Origin of the sequence: Luteibacter rhizovicinus DSM 16549 (assembly GCF_001887595.1) — a bacterium.
GTDB lineage: Bacteria > Pseudomonadota > Gammaproteobacteria > Xanthomonadales > Rhodanobacteraceae > Luteibacter > Luteibacter rhizovicinus.
On record NZ_CP017480.1, the window covers coordinates 2,890,874 to 2,910,945 of the forward strand.

Annotated in this window: 20 protein-coding genes; 8 read left to right on the forward strand and 12 right to left on the reverse strand. The window is 64.4% G+C overall.

Annotation, left to right across the window (positions count from 1 at the left end):
• Positions 1 to 193 precede the first annotated feature (193 nt).
• A complete protein-coding gene (locus tag BJI69_RS13135) occupies positions 194 to 946 on the reverse strand; it encodes an AAA family ATPase (RefSeq protein ID WP_046966406.1) in 753 nt (250 codons plus the stop codon).
• A gap of 124 nt (positions 947 to 1,070) precedes the next feature.
• Here BJI69_RS13135 and BJI69_RS13140 point away from each other — a divergent pair, with 124 nt between their 5' ends.
• Positions 1,071 to 1,634, forward strand: a complete 564-nt coding sequence (locus tag BJI69_RS13140; RefSeq protein WP_046966407.1) for a hypothetical protein — start codon at positions 1,071 to 1,073, stop codon at positions 1,632 to 1,634.
• Between the two features lie 563 nt (positions 1,635 to 2,197).
• Here the strand turns inward: BJI69_RS13140 and BJI69_RS13150 are convergent.
• The 6 genes from BJI69_RS13150 to miaB all read right to left on the reverse strand — a co-directional run bounded on the left by BJI69_RS13150 (position 2,198) and on the right by miaB (position 8,385).
• The gene (locus tag BJI69_RS13150; RefSeq protein WP_046966409.1) at positions 2,198 to 3,223 is read right to left on the reverse strand and encodes a magnesium and cobalt transport protein CorA; all 1,026 of its coding nucleotides are present in this window, start codon (positions 3,221 to 3,223) and stop codon (positions 2,198 to 2,200) included.
• Between the two features lie 54 nt (positions 3,224 to 3,277).
• Positions 3,278 to 4,486, reverse strand: a complete 1,209-nt coding sequence (locus BJI69_RS13155; protein WP_046966410.1) for a lipoprotein N-acyltransferase Lnb domain-containing protein — start codon at positions 4,484 to 4,486, stop codon at positions 3,278 to 3,280.
• A gap of 76 nt (positions 4,487 to 4,562) precedes the next feature.
• A complete protein-coding gene (locus BJI69_RS13160; RefSeq protein WP_046966411.1) occupies positions 4,563 to 5,432 on the reverse strand; it encodes a CorC family transporter in 870 nt (289 codons plus the stop codon).
• Between the two features lie 156 nt (positions 5,433 to 5,588).
• On the reverse strand, positions 5,589 to 6,056 hold the full coding sequence (gene ybeY / locus BJI69_RS13165) for an rRNA maturation RNase YbeY (RefSeq protein WP_046966412.1): 468 nt from the start codon (positions 6,054 to 6,056) through the stop codon (positions 5,589 to 5,591).
• Entirely contained in the window at positions 6,053 to 7,030 is a 978-nt protein-coding gene (locus BJI69_RS13170; protein ID WP_046966413.1) for a PhoH family protein, read from the reverse strand. Before BJI69_RS13170 ends, ybeY begins: the two co-directional genes overlap by 4 nt.
• Positions 7,031 to 7,035: 5 nt before the next feature.
• Positions 7,036 to 8,385, reverse strand: a complete 1,350-nt coding sequence (gene miaB, locus BJI69_RS13175; RefSeq protein ID WP_046966414.1) for a tRNA (N6-isopentenyl adenosine(37)-C2)-methylthiotransferase MiaB — start codon at positions 8,383 to 8,385, stop codon at positions 7,036 to 7,038.
• A 332-nt stretch (positions 8,386 to 8,717) separates the two neighbouring features.
• Here miaB and BJI69_RS13180 point away from each other — a divergent pair, with 332 nt between their 5' ends.
• Complete coding sequence (locus BJI69_RS13180; RefSeq protein WP_244890686.1) at positions 8,718 to 9,839, forward strand: lytic transglycosylase domain-containing protein; 1,122 nt, start codon at positions 8,718 to 8,720, stop codon at positions 9,837 to 9,839.
• Between the two features lie 107 nt (positions 9,840 to 9,946).
• On the opposite strand, the gene BJI69_RS13185 is transcribed toward BJI69_RS13180, so the two are convergent.
• Positions 9,947 to 11,134, reverse strand: coding sequence for a S1C family serine protease (locus BJI69_RS13185; RefSeq protein WP_046966415.1), 1,188 nt, complete (start codon positions 11,132 to 11,134; stop codon positions 9,947 to 9,949).
• Between the two features lie 195 nt (positions 11,135 to 11,329).
• Here BJI69_RS13185 and petA point away from each other — a divergent pair, with 195 nt between their 5' ends.
• The 5 genes from petA to BJI69_RS13210 all read left to right on the forward strand — a co-directional run bounded on the left by petA (position 11,330) and on the right by BJI69_RS13210 (position 15,170).
• Entirely contained in the window at positions 11,330 to 11,929 is a 600-nt protein-coding gene (gene petA / locus BJI69_RS13190; RefSeq protein ID WP_046966416.1) for a ubiquinol-cytochrome c reductase iron-sulfur subunit, read from the forward strand.
• Entirely contained in the window at positions 11,929 to 13,218 is a 1,290-nt protein-coding gene (locus BJI69_RS13195; protein ID WP_046966417.1) for a cytochrome b, read from the forward strand. Before petA ends, BJI69_RS13195 begins: the two co-directional genes overlap by 1 nt.
• Positions 13,211 to 13,966, forward strand: coding sequence for a cytochrome c1 (locus tag BJI69_RS13200; protein WP_181016717.1), 756 nt, complete (start codon positions 13,211 to 13,213; stop codon positions 13,964 to 13,966). The genes BJI69_RS13195 and BJI69_RS13200 overlap by 8 nt, the downstream gene beginning before the upstream one ends.
• A 71-nt stretch (positions 13,967 to 14,037) precedes the next feature.
• Positions 14,038 to 14,682 carry a glutathione S-transferase N-terminal domain-containing protein gene (locus BJI69_RS13205; RefSeq protein WP_046966418.1) on the forward strand — a complete coding sequence of 215 codons (645 nt, stop codon included), beginning with the start codon at positions 14,038 to 14,040 and terminating at the stop codon, positions 14,680 to 14,682.
• 56 nt (positions 14,683 to 14,738) lie between these two features.
• Positions 14,739 to 15,170, forward strand: coding sequence for a ClpXP protease specificity-enhancing factor (locus tag BJI69_RS13210; protein WP_078023178.1), 432 nt, complete (start codon positions 14,739 to 14,741; stop codon positions 15,168 to 15,170).
• Positions 15,171 to 15,333: 163 nt separating this feature from the next.
• Here BJI69_RS13210 and BJI69_RS13215 read toward each other — a convergent pair whose 3' ends face one another.
• The 4 genes from BJI69_RS13215 to BJI69_RS13230 form a co-directional block, all read right to left on the reverse strand.
• Entirely contained in the window at positions 15,334 to 15,729 is a 396-nt protein-coding gene (locus BJI69_RS13215; RefSeq protein WP_046981822.1) for a DUF3301 domain-containing protein, read from the reverse strand.
• Positions 15,730 to 15,822: 93 nt separating this feature from the next.
• On the reverse strand, positions 15,823 to 16,704 hold the full coding sequence (gene nadC / locus BJI69_RS13220; RefSeq protein WP_046966419.1) for a carboxylating nicotinate-nucleotide diphosphorylase: 882 nt from the start codon (positions 16,702 to 16,704) through the stop codon (positions 15,823 to 15,825).
• A gap of 61 nt (positions 16,705 to 16,765) precedes the next feature.
• Entirely contained in the window at positions 16,766 to 19,051 is a 2,286-nt protein-coding gene (locus BJI69_RS13225; protein WP_046966420.1) for a DUF1631 domain-containing protein, read from the reverse strand.
• 78 nt (positions 19,052 to 19,129) lie between these two features.
• Positions 19,130 to 19,420: a Trm112 family protein gene (locus BJI69_RS13230; protein ID WP_046966421.1), complete on the reverse strand. Its 291-nt coding sequence runs from the start codon at positions 19,418 to 19,420 to the stop codon at positions 19,130 to 19,132.
• A 76-nt stretch (positions 19,421 to 19,496) separates the two neighbouring features.
• Between BJI69_RS13230 and purE the strand changes: the two genes are divergently transcribed.
• Positions 19,497 to 20,027, forward strand: a complete 531-nt coding sequence (gene purE, locus BJI69_RS13235; protein ID WP_046966422.1) for a 5-(carboxyamino)imidazole ribonucleotide mutase — start codon at positions 19,497 to 19,499, stop codon at positions 20,025 to 20,027.
• Positions 20,028 to 20,072 lie beyond the last annotated feature (45 nt).

Genomic DNA, 20,072 nt, shown 5'->3' on the forward strand with positions numbered 1-20,072 from the left:
TCTGAGACGATTTCCATATCCTTGGCCGCTGGCGTGATGGACGCGTCAGCTCCAGATGGCGGGATGGCATATAACAAGCGCAAGCCTTCGAACTGATATGCATTGGTCCGACAGGGAGTGGCTCAGAAGTTATGGTGGTGCCACTTGGTGGTGGCCACCGCGAATCGGCGTGATGTCCTGTGTGCCGGATTCTTCAATCCAGTAGCAACGCGAGCTGTCGCCCCGGATTTCCCAGAAATGCCTTCATCACCAAGAAGTGCTCCGTGTCCTCGTAGGCCGTCCTGACTAGGCCCGTTTCATCGATCTGGTAGAGATCCGCATCTGGATAAGCCATCAAAATCGGCGAATGCGTGGCGATGATGAACTGCGAATTCAGTCCAACGAGTTGATGGATTCGCGACAGCATCGCGAGTTGTCTTGACGGCGAAAGGGCTGCCTCAGGCTCGTCGAGAATATAGAGCCCGTTCCCACCAAATCGCTTCATGATCAGCGCGAAGAACGACTCTCCGTGCGACTGCTCGTGAAGCGACTTGTAGCCGTAGGAGTTGATGATGGGCGGGCCACCGGGCCCCTTGTCGAGTTCCTCAATCTCCGTAGCTACATTGAAAAAGCTCTCGGCCCGAAGGAAAAACCCATCTTTTGCCCGCTTCACGCTCTTAGCCAGCGTCAGAAACGCGTGCAGCTCCGAATGCGACCGCCGCGTCCCGAAGTTGAAGTTCTTCGTCCCGCCTTCGGGGTTGAAACCCCAGGAGGTGGCGATACCTTCTAGTAGCGTCGATTTCCCGCTGCCGTTCTCGCCGACAATGAAGGTGACCTTCGGGTGGAGCCTCAGCGTGCCCAGTTCTTTCACGGCGGGCAGAGAGAAGGGGTAGGTGTCGAAGGATGGGACGCGTTCTCGGCGTAGCTTTACGTCCAAGAGGTAGTGTTCTGCGTCTAGTGAACTCATATGGTGGCTTCCTTGTGGCCAGCGCCCTTCGCCGATGAATCGGCTCCTACATAGAGCGCATTGCTCCATACTGGCGGGTCTTTGTCTCAGAATTGGTGATTGGATTCAACGCGATGGCGATATAATGCGCTATAAGCAGGCCTACGACAGGGAAGTGACCATGACGGACAGAGAGCGTGTGGTGTATCGCTTGCTTATCGGTGTCGTCGTTTTGACGAGCGTCGTTGCAGGATTGGCAACTTTTTTCGCCTCTTCCTACGAGTCGGTATGGGACCGCCTCAACGCGATCGTGGACAGCGTTCCCATGATTCCCGCGCGCTATTGGGCTAGCGGCTCGGATTTTCCCGATCTCTCCGCGATTTATTTCTTCTGGTCCTGGCCGGTCTTCCCGGCGTCAGGTGCCGCACTGGCCGTTCGCTTCTGGACCCCTAACGACATGTCGTGGGCGGGACGTGTCAACTCCGAGCTCAAGCTTGTGCTCGGTTGCCTCGTCATGCTGGCCACTGGACTCAGCATACTTTGGTCTCTGGACGGCGCAGAGGTTATGGGCGTGCCGATCGGCGCGCGACTGGCCGATCTCTTGATGGTTGGCTGGGCCCCGTTTGCGATGGGTGGTTGTCTGACGGGACTCGGGGTATTAGGGTTTCGACGGTTGCTTGGTCCGAGCACATCTACGCGTGGTTATTGAAGCATGCTGAGAACCATTCTTTTCTCAATTCTGGCTGGTCTCGTATCCGCAGCCGTCTGCGCAGTCTCGGCGAGGTTCAGGCCGCCTCGCATGAAAGAACATTCCGAGTTTCGTTTCTTGACCGGTAGTAGGGCACTTATGTGGATCATCACGTCCGCCGCCCTCGTGGGTCTTACGGCCGCGATGTCGGCTGACAGGTGCCTACCGGTAACGACGTCAAGCTTGCTGTTCGCCGCATGCGCGGCGAGTTTTGGATTTGCCGGCTGCGTGTGGACGGACAGATTTGCCCTCAAGTTCTTCGACGACCACTTGACCTATGGCGCTTTCAGGACGGCGAGGCTCGACTACAGGGACATCGTTTCCTTCAGGCTGCGTCGTGGGGGTAGGGGTGGACCCCGCCTGTACATCAAGACAGCGAGGAAAACGATTTCCATTTCTGTGGATTCGCTTGGAGAGGCGACGGAGGTTCTGAAGGGCAAGTTGGGGGCTGGTCGCTAGCACCCTTTCGCCGATGAATCGGCTCCTACACGGAGCGCGTTACGCCGTGTTGGTGGCGCTGAGGCTTAGAACCACTTGTTGCGCTTCAGGGCGATGAAGATGATGCCAACGACGCACGCCACCAGGCAGGTGATGGCTGGATAAGCCCAGGGTTGCTGCAACTCCGGCATGTGCGCGAAGTTCATGCCGTACCAGCTCGTGATCAAGGTAGGCGCCGCCAACATAGCCGCCCAACCGGCCAGCTTCTTCATCACCTCGTTCTGTCCAAAGGTAACGAGCGCCAGGTTCACACTGATTGCCGCGCCAAGCATCTCCCGCATCGCGGAAATCGATTCGTTCACACGAAACACGTGATCGTAGATATCGCGGAAATACGCCCGCAGCTCATCGTGAATCAAATGCGGATGCAGCCGCGTCAGCTGCGCCACGATGTCCTGCAACGGCACGACAGCCAGACGCAAGGTCATCAGCTCACGCTGCATGTCGTACAGCCGCTTGATGGTCATGCGGTTGTACGTCTCGGCGAAGATATCGTTCTCCAGCTCGTGCAGCTCCTGCCGGAAGTCGCGCACGATCGGCAGGAAGTTGTCGACGATGAAGTCGAGCACGGCGTACAGCGCGTAGCTCGGGCCCATGCCGAGCAACTCGGGTGATTGCTCGCAGGTGCGGCGTGCCGGCGCATACGACAGCGAGGCGCCGTGGCGCACGGTCACGAAGTAGCGCTGGCCGACGAAGATCTGCGTTTCACCGAAGGCGATGTTGCCGCCGACGAGCTGGGCGGTCTGAGCGACGATGAAGAGCGAGTCGCCGTAGGTTTCGATCTTGGTGCGCTGGTGGGCGAGCTGGGCGTCCTCGATGGCAAGGTCGTGCAGGTTGAATTCTTCCTGCAGCTTCAGCAGCAGCGCTTCGTCGGGCTCGTGCAGGCCGACCCAGACGAAGGTGTCGGGCTCCTTGAGCACGTCGCTGATCGCGTCGATGGAGATGTCGCCGATGCGGCAGCCGTCGTTACGGTAGGCGACGCAGTTGACGACCATGCCGCCGTTGGAAACGGGCGGAGCGACGGGTTCGGGAAGAATCGAGACAGATGCCATGGCGGCATGATGCCGCCCCTCATGTGACGGGGCAATCTCAGCGACGAAGAACGCTCAGTCGTGCTTCCGGCAAAAACTTGCGAATAGCGCCGCCCAGCACGGCAGGGCGAGCAGCAGCCACGGCATGTTGCGCTGCGGGAAGTCCGGCCACAGGTGCAGCAGCAGGCCGATCACGCACGCTGCAAACGACATGGCGGCGACGCGGGGCGCCATCCGCCCCATCGGACGACCCGCACGGCGCAGGTGCCAGATACCTGGGATAAGTAGGAACGCGAACGGCTGATAAGCCAGCAGGTTGAAGTTGCCCCAGGCGGATCGATGCAGGGTGAGCGTCCACAGCCCAAGCATGAACAGGCCGGCCAGTCCGGCGAACACGGCGAACAGGGTGGCGGCGGCAACGAAGACGCCGCGAGCAACGCGGTGCCGGGTGAAAGCGGGCAGGGCAAGCGGAATCGCCCAGAGCAGGCCGGCGATCAGTAGCGGCCAGCGCAAGTCGGGTGCCTGCTCCGGCGGCGGATCGAGCTTGTTCTGCGCCAGCGTGTCTTCCTGGTCGACCAGCGGCCGCGCATCGGCGCCGTCACCGATGCGGACGTGACGGAGCTCGTCTTCGAGCACCATCGGCAGAAAGGCTTCCTTCCAGGCCGTCATTGGTTGGTCGGCATAGGGGCCGAGGCCGAGATCCATGCCCAGCATCAGCCAGGCCTGGTTGCTCATCAGGCGCGCCGTCTGCTCGCGGAAGGTCATGCCACCGGGTCGCTCACGCAACTGGCGGCTGAGCGCGCCACCGAGGGCGCCGTCGAGCGCATCGCGTACGCGCGTGGTGCAGTTGTCGGCGTAGTAGTCGTAGTTGTAGCCGGCGTTGGCGGGTTGCACGTTCCACAGCAGGAAACGGCGCAGGCTGTCTTTCTGGTCGTTGTCCAGCGCCAGACGCTGGCGGCGCACGTAGCGACCTTCGCCCGAGTAAAACTCCACATCGGACTGCGTGGTCTCGGCGTCCATGCGGTAAGCCATGATGCCGCGGGCGAAATTGAGGATGAAGCCCTTCTGGTCGAAGTCGAACACGCCGTAATTGAACGCGATGGCTTCGCCGCTCACGGTGTCGCGAACTTCCAGCGCATCGTGGCCGAAACGCTCCCAGTAGATGTCGCCGGGCCCGTACGTCATCAGTGAGATTTCGAGGTTGGCCGCCGGGGCATCGACGATGCCCGCGTGGGCTGCCGGAACGAAACACAGGGCGATCAACAGGAACAGGGCGTAGCGCATCGTGGGGCGTGGTCCTTGCCCGCAGGCATGGCTTGAAGGGAAGGCGAACCGCCGGCCTTGCGGGCCGGCGTCGATGTCAGGCGCCGTTGCTGGCGCCACCGTGGCCGCTGACGCGGGTGACGTGGAAATGCAGCACGCGACGATCATCGGCTTCGGTGACGCGGAAGACGAAGTCGCCCATGGTGATCTCCTCGCCCACGCTCGGCAGGTGGCCGAACTCGGAGGTGATCATGCCGCCGATGGTGTCGAACTCTTCGTCGGAAAAGTGCGCACCGGCCACCTCGTTGAAGTCGGCGATGGGGGTGAGCGCACTAACCGCGAACACGCCTTCGTCGAGCTGGGTGGCGAGGATGGGATCTTCCTCGTCGTCGTGCTCGTCGTCGATCTCGCCGACGATCTGCTCGAGGACGTCCTCGATGGTGATCAGGCCGGCGACGCCACCGTATTCATCTACCACCAGGGCCATGTGGTTACGCGTGAGGCGGAACTCCGCCAGCAGCACGTTCAGGCGCATGGACTCGGGGATGAGCACCGCGGGGCGGAGCAGGGCGCGTACATCGCCACACTCGCTCTGGCCGAAGTACTTCAGCAGATCCTTGGCCAGGAGGATGCCAAGGACTTCGTCCTTGTCCTCGCCGTGCACGGGGAAGCGGGAGTGACCGGATTCGACGACGGCGGCCATGATCTCGGCCAGCGGCGCATCGACAGGCAGGCTGACGATCTGGGCCCGGGGGACCATGACGTCGTCGACGCTGAGTTCGGTGACTTTGATCGCACCCTCGACCATGGTCAGGGTGTCGTTGGAAAGCAGGCCGTTGGCCTGGGCGGTACGCAGTTCCTCGATCAGTTCGTCGCGGTTGCGTGGCTCGCCGGAAAACATGTGGCCCAGACGGTCCCACCAGGATCGGTGTGTAGGGCCGTTGGTACTGCCAGGGTCCTCGTTCATTACTCTTTGATATTCGGCCCGAATGGGCGGAATGAGCAGTCTAGCGGAATTTTTGTGACGGTTCAGGCTGGATCGCTTGGTAGGAGCCGATTCATCGGCGATGGGGTGCTGGCCGAAACCTGGCCCGCTGCCGCGGGATCGCCGATGAATCGGCTCCTACAGAGGAGCCAGGTAGGGATCGGAGATGCCCAGCCCCGCCAGAACCTTGGTCTCCAAGGCCTCCATCGTCTCGGCCTCAGCCTCGTCGATGTGGTCGTAGCCCAGCAGGTGCAGGGTGCCGTGGATGGTCAGGTGGGCCCAGTGGTCGGCCGGCTTCTTGCCCTGCTCGGCGGCTTCGCGGGCGACGACGGGGGCGCAGATGACCAGGTCGCCGATCAGCGGCAGGTCGACGCCGGGCGGTAGCTCGACCGGGAACGAGAGCACGTTGGTGGCGTAGTCACGACCGCGGTACTGCAGGTTCAGTGCCTGGCCTTCTTCAGTGTCCACGATGCGGACGGAGACCTCGGTCGCCTTGCGGCGCTTCGCGCCCTTCAGCGCGGCCTCGATCCAGCGACGAAAGCTGGCCGAGGCCGGCACGCCTTTACGCGGCGCGGCATAGCCGACGGCGACGTCCAGCTTGCTCAACGGGCTTCGTCCTTCTGTTCGAAGGCCTCGTAGGCACGCACGATCCTGGCCACGATCGGATGGCGGACCACGTCGCGCGAGGTGAAGAAGGTAAAGCTGATGCCATCCACGCCGCGCAACACTTCGACGGCATGGCGCAGGCCCGAGCGGATATGGCGCGGCAGATCCACCTGGGAGACGTCGCCCGTGATCACCGCGACCGAGCCGAAGCCGATGCGGGTCAGGAACATCTTCATCTGTTCGACGGTGGTGTTCTGCGCTTCGTCGAGGATCACGTAGGAATCGTTGAGCGTGCGGCCGCGCATGTAGGCAAGCGGCGCGATCTCGATCACGTTGCGCTCGATCAGCTTGGCGACCTTCTCGAAGCCGACCATCTCGTAGAGCGCGTCGTATAGCGGGCGCAGGTAGGGATCGATCTTCTGGCTGAGGTCGCCAGGCAGGAAGCCGAGCTTCTCGCCGGCTTCCACGGCTGGGCGCACCAGCAGCACGCGCTGCACGCGGTTGTTCTCCAGCGCCTCGATGGCGCTGGCGACGGCGAGATAGGTCTTGCCGGTACCGGCCGGGCCCACACCGAAGTTGATGTCGTGGCTGGTGATGGCGTGCAGGTAGCGGGCCTGGTTCGGGCCGCGGCCCTTGATCACGCCGCGCTTCACCTTGATCACCACTTCCTGCGTCGACTCGGCGGCCTGGTCGGCGAGTGCGTCGATGCCGGACTCGGCGAGGTGCAGGTTGATGATCTGGCCGTTGAGGGTTTCGTGCTCGGCGGCGGCGTACAAGGCGCGCAGCACCTTCTCGCCGGCGCGCGCGGTCAGCTCGTCACCGATCACGCGGAACGTACTGCCGCGATGATCGATCTCGACACCCAGGCGCAACTCGATCTGGCGGATGTGCTCATCGAGCGGACCGCAGACGTTGGCAAGGCGGATGTTGTCCTCGGGCTCGAGGGAAAAGTCACGCTGGATGAGCTGGCTCATGGCATTCACGAGGCGAGGGCGACCTCTTCGTCGAGGCGGACACGGCCGCGCAGGGAGTTCGACATCGCCTCGGTGATCACCACGTCGACGAACTGGCCGATCATCCGCGCGTGGCCCGGGAAGTTCACGTAGCGCATGTTTTCGGTGCGTCCCGACATCTCGCTGGCGTTCCGGCGGCTGGGCTTTTCGACCAGCACGCGCTGCACGCTGCCGACCATGGCTTCGTTGATCTTGCGGGCGTTCTCATTGATCGCGGCCTGCAGGCGCGCCAGGCGCGCCTGCTTCACCTCGGCCGGCGTGTCGTCGGCGAGGTTGGCGGCCGGTGTGCCGGGGCGCGAGGAGAAGATGAAGGAAAAGCTCTGGTCGAAACCGATATCGTCGATCAGCTTCATGGTCTTCTCGAAGTCGTCGTCCGACTCGCCAGGGAAGCCGACGATGAAGTCCGACGACACACAGATATCCGGACGTACGGCGCGCAGCTTGCGGATTTTCTGCTTGAACTCGATCGCCGTGTAGCCGCGCTTCATGGCCGAGAGGATCCGGTCCGAGCCGGCCTGCACGGGCAGGTGCAGGTAATTGGCCAGCTGTGGCACGTTGGCATAGGCCTCGATCAGCGAGTCGGAGAACTCCAGCGGATGCGAGGTGGTGAAGCGGATCCGGCCGATGCCTTCGATCTGCGCGATGGCGTGGATCAGTACCGACAGATCGGCCATGTCGCCGTCGTGCATCGGGCCGCGATAGGCGTTGACGTTCTGGCCAAGCAGGTTGACCTCACGCACGCCTTGCTCGGCGAGCTGGGCCACCTCGACGATGACGTCGTCGAACGGACGGCTGATTTCTTCGCCGCGCGTATAGGGCACGACGCAATAGGAGCAGTACTTCGAGCAGCCTTCCATGATCGAGACGAAGGCGGTCGGGCCCTCGGCGCGCGGCTCGGGCAGGCTGTCGAACTTCTCGATCTCCGGGAAGCTGATGTCCACCTGCGACTTGCCGCTGGCGCGCTGGGCTTCGATCATTTCCGGCAGGCGGTGCAGGGTCTGCGGGCCGAACACGAGATCCACATAGGGCGCGCGCTTGAGGATGGCGTCGCCTTCCTGCGAGGCGACGCAGCCGCCCACGCCGATCAGCACCGGCTTGCCGCCGGCCTTGTGGGCCTTCCAGCGGCCGAGCTGGCTGAAGACTTTTTCCTGGGCCTTTTCGCGGATCGAACAGGTGTTGACCAGGATGACGTCAGCTTCCGCTTCGTCCTGGGTCAGCTCGAGACCGTGCGATGCGAGGAGGACGTCGGCCATCTTGGCCGAGTCGTACTCGTTCATCTGGCAGCCGTGGGTCTTGATGAAAAGCTTGCCGCTCATGGGCCGGGGTACCGTGATTCGTGGGGAGTTACCGAACCGCGCAGTTTACGCCGCCACCACCCACCTTGCCACAGGGTTCGGCGGATCAATGACTTGCGTGAGGAAGATCACGTTATTGGCCCTTGGCAGGGCAGGGGTGCTCGGGCACACTCGCGCCCATGGCTCACGACGCGATGCCAGGGGAAAGCGCCGGCCATCGCGCCTGCCGTTTTCTGCTCTCCCGGACGGCCCTGCGAAGGGCCGCGGGCGTTGTCGTGCTGCTTTTGGGCCTGTTCGCCGGACCGGCTTCGGCGGGTGCCCTATATAGATGTGTCGGCAGCACCGGGGAAACGGTGTTCGCTGGAACGACGGTGGGCTACAAGGACTGCAAGCGGCTGGCCAACATGGCGCCCGCGCGACCCGCCCGACCGATCGCGTTGTCTTCGGCGGCGGCTCCCGCCTTCCAGGCCGTCGAGGCGCCGCCTTCGTTGAAGGGCGTGATCGGCAGTGTGGTCCTGGCGCCGGGGCGGAACGATGACCCGTCAGCGTCCAGTGCGGCGGCGGGCAACCTTGCAGCGACCAACCTGCCGACGGCCAGCCCGGCGCTCGCCGGCCTGACGGTGGAGAGTTCGGTTACCACGACGGCAAAAGCCCTCGGCCCCGCCCGCGTCATCGCCGCCAATCCGGTGACGGTGGCCGATGCCGTCGCGACATCGGGTCGTCCCGCGGGCGCCACAGCCGCCGCAGCCAATGCCTTGCCCGCCAGCAAAGCTCCGAAGGGCACCTGGGATTACCACGAGTCGGCCTCGACGGACCTAGCCTCGATGCCGGCCCCCGAACAACCCAAGGGCTCGCGCGTGCTCCGCGGTGCCGTCTACCGCATCACCCGCGCCGATGGCGGTGTCGAGTACACCAATATTCCGCAGGCGGGCGGCGGCGGGAAGGGGCAGAGCATCAAGATGCTCTTCACCTACATCGCGACCTGCGCCGCCTGCGACGTGCATTCGAAGATCGACTGGAACAGCGTCGCGCTCAACCTCAGCGCGTACGGCGATGCGATCTCCTCGGCCAGCAACGAGTTCGGCGTGGACGAGGCGCTGTTACGCGCCATCATCCATGCGGAAAGTGCGTTCAATCCGCGGGCACTTTCGGTCGCGGGCGCGCAGGGCCTGATGCAGTTGATCCCCGGCACCGCACGAGACATGGGTGTGCTGGATGCCTTCGACGCGAACCAGAACATTCGTGGCGGCGCGCGGTATCTGGCGCTGTTGCTGAAGAACTTCAACGGCAACGAACGCCTCGCCGCGGCCGCGTATAACGCGGGCCCGGGTGCGGTGCAGAAGTACAACGGCGTGCCGCCGTATGACGAAACCCAGGTGTACGTCGAACGCGTCGGCCAGCTACGCAAGCGCTACGGCGAGACGTTGAAGAGCCGGCCGGGCACCAATGTGCCCCTGGCCTCGCGCGGCAGCTGAGTGCTCTGCTTTGTGTGGGAGCTTTTGTGGGAGCCGCTTCAGCGGCGATTCCTAACCGTTTCGCGAGCCCCCGATCGCCGCTGAAGCGGCTCCCACAAAATCGGTTCCTACCGGGCAGGGGTTTGCAACGCCTGCATGGGTGCCGTGGGTGGGCGCTGGCTGGGTGTGATCGTGCTGGTGAACGGCGCGCCACTGCGCAAGCCGGAGACCTCGATCGCGGTGCCGGGTTTGAACGAGGCCTCGCGCCGGCGCAGGTCCGACGGGTCGAGGATGTCTTCGCCGCCAATCTTCAGCAGCACGTCGCGCTGCTGGATGCCGGCGATGGCGGCGGGGCCCCCGGGCGAGACATCGTTGACCACGACGCCACGCGCAGCGGAGGGCAGGCCGCTGTCGGCCGAAATCGGCAGCACGCCATAGTCGGCGCCGATCCACCCGCGCACCACATGACCGGTCTGCACGATCTGGTCGAGCACGTTGCGCGCGCTGGCGACGGGAATGGCGAAGCCGATGCCTTCGGCGCCGACGGCCTGGCCGATCAGCGAGGTGTTGATGCCGACCAGCTCGCCGTGGGCGTTGACCAGTGCGCCGCCCGAGTTGCCGAAATTGATCGCAGCGTCCGTCTGGATGAAGTTCTCCAGGCTGGACAGGTTGAGCTGGCGGCCGATGGCGCTGACGATGCCCATGGTCACGGTCTGGCCGATGCCGAAGGGATTGCCGATGGCGAGCACCACGTCACCCACCCTCGGACGACGATCGGGATCGGTCATGTGGATGGCTGGCAGGTTGCCGGCGTCCACCTTGAGCACGGCCAGGTCGGTCTCGTCGTCGGAGCCGACGACGCGCGCCTTGGCCACCCGGCCGTCGTAAAGCAGCAGCTGGATGTCGTCGGCGTTGGCGATCACATGGTTGTTGGTCAATACGTAACCATCGTCACTGACGATCACGCCCGAGCCCAGGTTCTGCTGGCGCCGTGTCCGCGCCGGCCCGGTGGGTACGCTGAAAATGCGCTGCAGCACCGGATCCGAGTACAGCTGGCGGGGCTGCTCGGTGACCATCTTGTTGGCGTAGATGTTGACCACCGAGGGCGCGGCCTTGGCCACGGCATCCGCGTAAGAGACCGGACTGGAGGTGGGCGATTCGCCCGTGGTGGTGGCCGTGATGCCGGCTGGCGCGGTGAAGCGCTGACGGAGGAAGGCACCGCTACCTGGCCAGAACAGGCCAATGATGAAGGCCACGGCAAGGCCGAGCACGACGAAGCGGGCAATGAAGGCGAGCGTGCGGGCGGCGTGTTTCATCTAAGAACGAGGGATCCTGTCGTCGTCGCATCGCCGTGCCCATGGCACCCCTTGCCCCTTATGGGATAGGGTGGCGTCCAGTTTATTGTACGTCGCTAGTGCTGACGTTACACTGACGCGATTTGCGGAAGCCGATTTCCGAACGAACCGGCGATAGGGGTCCGCAACCTCAATGGCAAAGTTCCGGAGAGCCTGATGGCGAACGAAGTCGTCGATCACGGGCGCCGTCGCTTCCTTACCGTTACGACAGCAGTCGTAGGTGGTGTGGGAGTGGTCGCGGCGGTCGTGCCCTTCATTAAGTCGTGGGAACCAAGTGCAAGGGCAAAGGCGGCGGGAGCGCCTGTCACGGTCGATATCAGCGCCATCGATGCGGGCCAGAAGGTCACTTTCGCATGGCGTAGCCTTCCGGTTTTCGTGGTCAACCGCACCACGGACCAGCTGGCCCAGCTGAAGGGCCTCGAGCCCCGCCTGCTGGATCCGCAGTCTTCCAACGCCGAGCAGCAGCCGAAGTACGCGACCAACGAAACGCGTTCCATCAAGCCCGAGTGGCTGGTCGTCATCGGCCTGTGCACTCATCTGGGCTGCGTTCCCGACTTCGTCCCGGACATCAAGCCCGAGCCGTTCGATGCGAACTGGAAGGGCGGTTTCTACTGCCCCTGCCATAAGTCGCGTTACGACCTCTCCGGCCGCGTGTTCAGTGGCGTGCCCGCACCGAAGAACCTCCCCGTGCCGCCGTACCACTTCGTGGACGACACGCACATCCAGATCGGTGTCGATCCGAAGGAGGCCGGCTGATGGCTAACCTATTTGATTGGGTCAACGAACGTGCGCCGAACCTGGCCCCCACGTTCCGCAAGCACATGACCGAGTACTACGCGCCGAAGAACTTCAATCTTTGGTACTACTTCGGCTCGCTGGCGATCCTGGTCCTCGTGAACCAGATCGTGACCGGCATCTTCCTCACCATGAACTACAAGACGAGTGCGCTGGAAGCGTTCAACTCGGTCGAGTACATCATGCGTGACGTGGAGTGGGGCTGGCTGATCCGCTACATGCACTCCACGGGTGCCTCGCTGTTCTTCGTGGTGGTGTTCCTGCACATGTTCCGCGGAATCATGTACGGCTCGTTCAAGCGTCCGCGCGAGCTGGTGTGGATCCTCGGCATGCTGATCTTCCTGGTCCTAATGGCCGAAGCCTTCATGGGCTACGTACTGCCCTGGGGCAACATGTCCTTCTGGGGCGCGAAGGTCATCATCTCGCTGTTCGGCACCATCCCCTACATCGGCCCCGGCCTGGTGGAGTGGATCATGGGCGACTTCCTGCCCGCCGATGCCACGCTCAACCGCTTCTTCGCGCTGCACGTGATCGCGCTGCCGCTGGTGCTCCTGCTCCTGGTCGTGCTGCATCTGGCCGCACTGCACGAAGTGGGTTCGAACAACCCGGACGGCGTGGACGTGAAACACGGTCCGAAGGGCAATCGCTGGGATGCCAGCAAGCCCATCGACGCGATTCCGTTCCACCCGTACTACACGGTGAAGGACCTGGTCGGCGTCGGCTTCTTCCTGCTGATCGCCGCGTTCATCATCTTCTTCGCGCCGACCTTCGGCGGCTGGTTCCTCGAGCACGACAACTTCACGCCGGCTAACAACCTCGTGACGCCGACCCACATCAAGCCGTCGTGGTACTTCACGCCGTTCTACGCGATCCTGCGCATGATCCCGTCGTTCTTCGGCACGGCCATATGGGGCGTGATCGGCATGTTCGGCTCGATCCTGATGCTGGCCCTGCTGCCATGGCTGGATCGCGGCGAAGTCCGCTCGGTACGCTTCCGTGGCATGGGCTATCGCATCGCCCTGGCGGTGCTGGTGATTTCCTTCCTGTCCCTGGGTGCGGTCGGCGCCGGCGTCACTGCCGAGCTGATTCCCGAGTGGTTCCCGGGTGCGGACGCGACCACGATCGAGAACGCCTTCGGTCGCGTCATGACGCTGGCCTACTTCGGGTTTTTCGTCTTCATCTGGGTCTACACGCACTTTGGCTTCGAGAAGACCAAGCCGGTTCCGGAACGGGTGACGATGCATGATTAAGCGCTATCTATCCGCCATGGCCCTGGCGCTGGGCCTCGTCGTCGCCACCATCCCCGCCTTCGCAGCGGAAGGCGGTGAGGGGTTGCCTTCCGCCGGCACCAACGTGAACGACCGGGCTTCGCTGCAACGCGGTGCCAAGCTGTTCTTCAACTACTGCGTCGGCTGCCACTCGCTGAAGTACGTGCGCTATTCGCGGCTGGCCAGCGACCTGGGCCTGAGCGAAGAAGAGGTGATGACCAACCTCAACTTCACCGGCGCGAAGTTCGGCGAACCGGTGATCTCGCACATGCCGGCCGACTCGGCGAAGACCTGGTTCGGCAAGGATCCGCCGGATCTCTCGCTCGAAGCGCGCGCCAAGGGCGTGGACTTCATCTTCAATTACCTGAACTCGTTCTACCTCGACCCGAGCCGTCCGGTCGGCTGGAACAACACGGTATTCCCGAATGCCTCCATGCCGAACCCCTTGTGGGAACTGCAGGGTCTGCAGGTCGCCGTGCATTCCGAAGCCAAACCGGGCCAGGAGTCGGTAGTGGAGAAGCTCGAACTCTCCCAGCCGGGTCGCCTGACGCCGGAGGAGTTCAAGGGCGCGACGCGTGATCTCGCTACCTTCCTCGAGTACACGGCCGAGCCGGCCGTCCTCGAACGGCAGTCGGTCGGCGTGTGGGTCGTCCTGTTCCTGGCCCTGCTCACCTTCCTGCTGTACCTGGTGAAGCATGAGTACTGGAAAGACGTTCACGAGAACCACTGAATGATGTCCCTCGGGGCGGCCTGACCGGCCGCCCCGTTTGTTTCATGGCGGCAGGGAGAGGGCTCGCACGCATGGTCCAGAATGCTCGTTCGCGAACGGCTTTGACGCTGTACACCAGCGCCGACGACATCCACTGCCACCGCACGCGGTTGGTGCTGGCGGCCAAGGGCGTGGCGTACGATCGGATCATCCTGAAGTCGGACCAGCCCACCCCGGACCTGCTCGAGCTGAATCCCTACGGCACGCTGCCGACCCTGGTCGATCGCGACCTGACCGTCTACGACCCGATGATCGTCGTCGAGTACCTCGACGAGCGCTACCCGCACCCCCCCCTGATGCCGATCGACCCGCTGTCCCGGGCGCGCCTGCGCCTGGCGACCTGGCGGATCGAAAACGATTGGCTGCCCGAGATCGACGCGATCGGGGAGGGCGGCAAGACCGCCGACGGCGCCCGTCGCCGCTTGCGCGAGCACCTGCTACAAGCGGTGCCGCTGTTCCGGGCCTCGCGGTTCTTCCTGAATCCGGAAATGAGCCTGATCGATTGCCTGGTCGCCCCTGTGGTCTGGCGCCTGTCGTACCTGGGCGTGAATCTTGGCAACGAGGGCAAGCCGGTCGTCGACTACGGCGAGCGCCTGTTCCACAGCCAGGGCTTCGCCCGCAGTCTCACGCCCGAAGAGCGCAACATGCGCCCGGACTTCAATTTCGCGCCCGGTTAGCCTCGTTACCGCGTATCCCGTAAACTGTGCACATGGATACGAACGAAAGCTCGGGCATGACCTCCAATCGCCCTTATCTGCTGCGCGCCATCTACGACTGGATCAGCGACAACGGCCTGACCCCGTACGTACTCGTGGACGCGGCGCAGCCCGGCGTGAAGGTGCCGGCCCATGTCGTGAAGAACGGCCAGGTCGTGCTCAACCTGGCCATGCGTGCCGTCGCGCACCTCGACCTGGGTAACGATCGCATTGCCTTCCAGGCGCGTTTCTCCGGCGTGAGCCAGTCCATCGTCATTCCGATGCACGCCGTCCTTGCGCTGTACGCGCAGGAAAACGGCCAGGGCATGATGTTCCCGGCCGACGAAAACGAAACCCTGCCCACCGACGGTGTCGAAGCCGCCGACGAGGCCGAAGCCCCCGCGCCGTCCGCCGGCGGTGACGACGATCGCCCCAAACGTGGTGCCCCGCACCTCCGCGTCGTCAAATAAAAAAACCGCCGTAAGGCGGTTTTTTTTGAGCTGTTGTAGGAGCCGATTCATCGGCGATCAGACAATGTGGGAGCCGCTTCAGCGGCGAAAAGCCAACGAAGCGGAGTAGCTGCAAGCCCCATCGCCGGCATAGCCGGCTCCCACACAAAGCCGGCTCGACCATTCAGTGCAAGCGCCGCCGATCGGCCAGCGAAATCACGTTCGCGCCGTGCACGATCGAATCGGTCGCCACGACGGTTTCCAGGGCCGGCGAATCGCTCATCGGGAGCGAAAAACTCACCACGTCGTTCCCGGCCATCCACAGTCGTGCCGATTCCCGCGACTGGCCGTCTTCGCTGACTTCGAATACGTAGCAACGCTCGAGTCGCCGCACGCCATCGACGCCCTGCAGGCGGATGGAGCGCAGACCCACGCTCTGGTCCAGTAACTGGAGGCCGTGGCGCTTGGTCAGCGAGGCCGCCGCGCGAACCGCCACCTCACGGGCGCGCGTCAACCGATACCAGCTGGCGATGCCAGCAGCCAGGGCCATGAGCCAGAACAGATCGGAGAAGGAAGCCATAGGGTCAGTGTGTGGCCGCGTCGGCAGGACCACAAGTCCCCTCATCCCCATGTAGGAGCCGATTCATCGGCGATTCCCCGCGAAGCAAGACACTCAGCTACCGTCGTGCTTCACATCCAACCGAAGCGAAAGATCGATCGCCCGCACGTTCTTCGTCAACGCCCCGCTGGAAATGAAATCCACGCCGGTCTGGGCAATCGCCCGGATCGTGTCGATCTCGACATTGCCGGAGACTTCGAGCGGCATCCGGCCGGCGGTGAAGGCCACGGCTTCGGTCAGCATCGCCGGCGTGAAATTGTCCAGCAGCGCCCGGTCGGCGCCGGCGTCCAGGACCTGCGCCAGTTCGTCCAGCGTTTCCACCTCGACGATGAGGGGTAGCGCCGGATGGATCCGCCGCGCCGCCGCGACCGCAGCGGGAATGCCGCCCGCGGCAATGATGTGGTTTTCCTTCAGCATCATCGCGTCGAACAGGCCGATGCGGTGGTTCGTGCCGCCGCCGCAGAGCACGGCGTACTTCTGCGCGCGCCGCAGGCCAGGAAGGGTCTTGCGCGTGTCCAGGACGCGAGTCCGCGTCCCCGCGATGGCATCGGCGTAGCGCGCGGTCACCGTCGCCGTGGCGGAGAGGAGCTGGAGGAAATTGAGCGCCGAGCGCTCCGCGGTGACCAGCGCGCGCGCCTTGCCGGCGAGACGGCAGACGGTCGAGCCGGCGCGCATGCGGTCGCCATCGTGGACGAGCCATTCGATGCGTACATCGGGATCGAGCTGGCGGAAGGCGGTTTCGAACCAGGCCGCGCCGCAGAGCACGGCGTCTTCGCGGCAGGTGAGGACGGCGGTGGCGGTGGCGCCGGGATCGAGCAGGTCGGCGGTCGCGTCGCCCGGGCCGATGTCTTCGGCAAAGGCGCGCTGCACATCGGCCAGGATCTCGCTGGCCGGCGGCAGGGCGTCGACCAGGTGTCGCGTATCGGGAGAGCTCATCGTGTCGGGCTGTCCATGAAGGAAGGCCGCTACCTTAGCGCGGCCTTCCGTTCCTGGGGAGTCACGCCGAGGGCGTGGCTTCAGGCTGGCGCAGGCGTTCGACGATCGCGTCCATCGCACGGTCGAACAGCAGCGAGGAGTCGAGCAGGCGAGCCGTGCCGTTGGCAAAGGCTTGGGCAAGGCCAGCAAGGCTGTGATCGGCGACCTTGAGGCCGCGACGATTGACGAACAGGAAGCGGCCGCTGATCGGGCTGACCCAGGACAGCTTGGCGCGATCCGTCGTGCCGTCCTCGGACGTGAACTCGAGCCATTGGCCGACCTTGAGCTCGCGTGCCTGGGCGAGGTTGCGCTCGTCGAAGGCTTCGTCCATCAGGGCTTCGGTCTCGTCATCCGGCTCCGGTTCGAGCGTGGGCTCTTCGATCGCCTGGATGGATTCGGGCAGCGGCATGACGCTGGCGACGAGGGTGCCCGACTCCGTCTCGGGCGTCGATTCGCCGAGCTGCTGGCGATAGAAAGCATGCAGCTGGCCGAGCAACTGCTCGGTGTCGCCCTCCTGGAAGGCCACCGAGGCGAGGCCGCGGCGTAGGGAGCGTTCGATGCCGGGTAGCAGCGAACGCAGGTCGCGACGACCGTTGAGGTCGTATACCGGGCGGGCGCTGGCAATGAAGTCGTCGATGAAACGCAGCGACTCGCGGAACTCGGGGGATTCGTCGCCCTGGCGGAGCAGGGTGAGCACGATGTAGTTCGCCCAGGCGCGGGTAAGCACGCCGTAGATCAGCGGCGGCAGTGCGGCACCGCCGATGCGGGTGACGATTTCCGACGCCGCGCGGCGACGCGCCTGTTCCAGTTTCTCGCGACCGCGGGTGGATTCGGCGACGCGCTGCTCGGCCAGTTCGGCACGCTTGCGGCTGACGTCGAGGAATTCCTGCAGTTCGCTGGCCAGACGCGTGAAGATGACCACGTCGTCGTCGAAGTCGTGCAGCAGGCGCTCGACGATCGACTTGACCTTGTCGAACAGGCGGCCATCGCGATCGGCTTCCGCCGACCAGCCCTTGGCGGCATCGGCGAGGGCATCGAGCAACTGGCGCGCCGGATGCGACTTGTGCGCGAACATGCGGCGATCGAGCAGGGCGACCTTGAGATAGGGAATCTGCAGGCGTGCGAGCAGCACCTGCATCTCGGCCGGGAGGTTATGGTCCTCGAGGATGAACTCGAAGAGCATGCCCACCAGGTCGATCGTGTCTTCGTCGACACCGGACACATGCGACGTCTGCTGGCCTCGGAGCTGGCCGATCTGCGCGAGCAGCTGCTCCTTCAGGTGAGCGACGTCACGCGTGACGTCGGCCTGGCTGACCAACGGCGTCGCGTGCGACGGCAGGCTGGCGATCTGGCTCTGCAACAGGGTCAGGGCGCCGAGCAACTCGGCCGCGCTGGGCAGCGGGCCGGTGGGCATGGGCGCCGAGGTTGCCGCGCCCATGACCATGGAGGCGCTGTCGCGCCGCGCCGAAAACAGGGCATGCAGGGACTGCATGAACTCGGCCGCGGCGACATCGGTCACCGGTGCGCTGGCGGCGGCCTGTGGCGGTGCGACCGCCGTGGTGCCCGGGCCGATCGGTGCCGGCGCATCGCTGCGACGGGTGGAAATCTCATGGCGCAGCTGCGGGAGTACGCCGGCGGCGGCCAGTTCGTTATTGATATCGTCGTAGAGCTCGTCGATGCCGGCGAGCACGTAGCGATCGAACAGCTTGTAGATGATCAGCTTGACGCGGACTTCCACCAGGAGCTCGCGCATGGCCTGACGGAACGCCGCGGCCAGGGCGGCGGGGCCGACCGGGTTGGAGGCGTCGTCCATCTTGGTGCCGCCGCAGATCACGGACAGGCGCTGGTTGACGGCGAAGAGTGCGCGCGCGAGGCGCTGCTCGTTCTTGCCGATCATGCTGGTGATGGCGAGCGACTCTTCCAGCTCGTTCTCGCCGACCAGGCTCAGCTCGATGTTGGCGAGCGGGCGGGCGGCGCCGTCGGCGTTCGGAGCACGGGTGCGGCCGGCTGAAAAATCGGCCAGATCGCGGGCGACCTGGCCGAGGAAGGTCCGCTCGACGATCGCGCGCTTCTTGCGGACCTCGCGCATGCCATCGAAGAACTGGGTCTGCGCGGCGTTGTTCTCCGCCTTTTCGGCGAGGTCGAACAGGGCGTCATCGATGTTCTCGAACATGTTCGTCGCCAGCGCATGGAGGCGCTTGGTGGCAAGGCCACGAACCGTGACCAGAAGCGCGCCCACGCGCTCGCTGCGCGGGTCGAGGCGCTGACTCAGGTCGACAACGTTGGACGGCTCGCTCGCGTTGGTCATCACGCTTCTCTGGATTCTTACTGGCCCCCGCCCGAGGGGCCATTGTGCGGGAACGGATGCTTTAAAGTGTGACTCGCGTCACGGATTTTGCGCGAGGCCGGATTCTGTCGTAAAGCCCTGCAGCTGGGTCGTGCCGATGCCGGCCTCGGGCAGCATGACGGGGATGCCGTCTTCCACGCGATAGACCAGCTTGCCGTCGGTGGTGATGAGACCTTCGGTGATCGGCTCGGCGATTTTTTCGCCCGCGACGGTCTCGAGGCTGCCGGCACGGATGGCGCCATTGAGGTTGTCGCGCTCGGTCGCCGTGAGCGGGCGCAGCGGTCGCTTGCTGACGGGGCAGCAGAGGATGTCGATAAGACGCTTGTCCATGGGAGCGGCCGCGAAGGGCCAACCTGTATGTAGATCGGGAATGCACTTACAATAGCGACTTTTGGGTGCTCCGGCCATGACTTCCAACGAGGTGAACGAGGCGAACGCACCGCGCGTTGGCGTGGTGATGGGCTCGCGTTCGGACTGGGAAACGATGGAGCACGCCTCGACCACGCTGACCCGCATGGGCATCGTGCACGAGGTTCGCGTGGTCTCGGCCCACCGTACGCCGGACCTCCTGTTCGACTACGCCGATGGCGCCCGTGGTCGTGGCATCCAGGTCATCATCGCGGGCGCCGGTGGCGCCGCCCATCTTCCCGGCATGATCGCCGCCAAGACGGCACTGCCCGTGTTCGGCGTGCCGGTGCAATCCAAGGCCCTCAACGGCATGGACTCCCTGCTGTCGATCGCCCAGATGCCGGCCGGCATCCCCGTCGGCACCCTGGCCATCGGCCGCGCTGGCGCGACCAACGCGGCCCTGCTCGCCGCCTCGGTACTCGCCCTGCACGACACCGCGGTCGCCGCTGCCCTGGATGCGTTCCGCGCCGAGCAGACCCGTACCGTCCTCGACAATCCCGATCCCCGCTCGCCGGATCCGCGCTCGTGACCCGCAAGCTGCCCACGGTCGGCATCCTCGGCGGCGGTCAGCTCG

What these genes read in the sequence shown, in the direction of transcription:
- BJI69_RS13215 (WP_046981822.1), bottom strand. Translation starts at nt 15,729, where the DNA reads ATGGCTTCCTTCTCCGATCTGTTCTGGCTCATGGCCCTGGCTGCTGGC.
- BJI69_RS13140 (WP_046966407.1), top strand. Translation starts at nt 1,071, where the DNA reads ATGCGCTATAAGCAGGCCTACGACAGGGAAGTGACCATGACGGACAGA.
- BJI69_RS13170 (WP_046966413.1), bottom strand. Translation starts at nt 7,030, where the DNA reads ATGAGCCAGCTCATCCAGCGTGACTTTTCCCTCGAGCCCGAGGACAAC.
- purE (WP_046966422.1), top strand. Translation starts at nt 19,497, where the DNA reads ATGACTTCCAACGAGGTGAACGAGGCGAACGCACCGCGCGTTGGCGTG.
- BJI69_RS13135 (WP_046966406.1), bottom strand. Translation starts at nt 946, where the DNA reads ATGAGTTCACTAGACGCAGAACACTACCTCTTGGACGTAAAGCTACGC.
- BJI69_RS13160 (WP_046966411.1), bottom strand. Translation starts at nt 5,432, where the DNA reads ATGAACGAGGACCCTGGCAGTACCAACGGCCCTACACACCGATCCTGG.
- BJI69_RS13230 (WP_046966421.1), bottom strand. Translation starts at nt 19,420, where the DNA reads ATGGACAAGCGTCTTATCGACATCCTCTGCTGCCCCGTCAGCAAGCGA.
- BJI69_RS13205 (WP_046966418.1), top strand. Translation starts at nt 14,038, where the DNA reads ATGGTCCAGAATGCTCGTTCGCGAACGGCTTTGACGCTGTACACCAGC.
- BJI69_RS13225 (WP_046966420.1), bottom strand. Translation starts at nt 19,051, where the DNA reads ATGACCAACGCGAGCGAGCCGTCCAACGTTGTCGACCTGAGTCAGCGC.
- BJI69_RS13185 (WP_046966415.1), bottom strand. Translation starts at nt 11,134, where the DNA reads ATGAAACACGCCGCCCGCACGCTCGCCTTCATTGCCCGCTTCGTCGTG.
- petA (WP_046966416.1), top strand. Translation starts at nt 11,330, where the DNA reads ATGGCGAACGAAGTCGTCGATCACGGGCGCCGTCGCTTCCTTACCGTT.
- nadC (WP_046966419.1), bottom strand. Translation starts at nt 16,704, where the DNA reads ATGAGCTCTCCCGATACGCGACACCTGGTCGACGCCCTGCCGCCGGCC.
- BJI69_RS13210 (WP_078023178.1), top strand. Translation starts at nt 14,739, where the DNA reads ATGACCTCCAATCGCCCTTATCTGCTGCGCGCCATCTACGACTGGATC.
- BJI69_RS13195 (WP_046966417.1), top strand. Translation starts at nt 11,929, where the DNA reads ATGGCTAACCTATTTGATTGGGTCAACGAACGTGCGCCGAACCTGGCC.
- BJI69_RS13200 (WP_181016717.1), top strand. Translation starts at nt 13,211, where the DNA reads ATGATTAAGCGCTATCTATCCGCCATGGCCCTGGCGCTGGGCCTCGTC.
- BJI69_RS13155 (WP_046966410.1), bottom strand. Translation starts at nt 4,486, where the DNA reads ATGCGCTACGCCCTGTTCCTGTTGATCGCCCTGTGTTTCGTTCCGGCA.
- miaB (WP_046966414.1), bottom strand. Translation starts at nt 8,385, where the DNA reads ATGAGCGGCAAGCTTTTCATCAAGACCCACGGCTGCCAGATGAACGAG.
- BJI69_RS13150 (WP_046966409.1), bottom strand. Translation starts at nt 3,223, where the DNA reads ATGGCATCTGTCTCGATTCTTCCCGAACCCGTCGCTCCGCCCGTTTCC.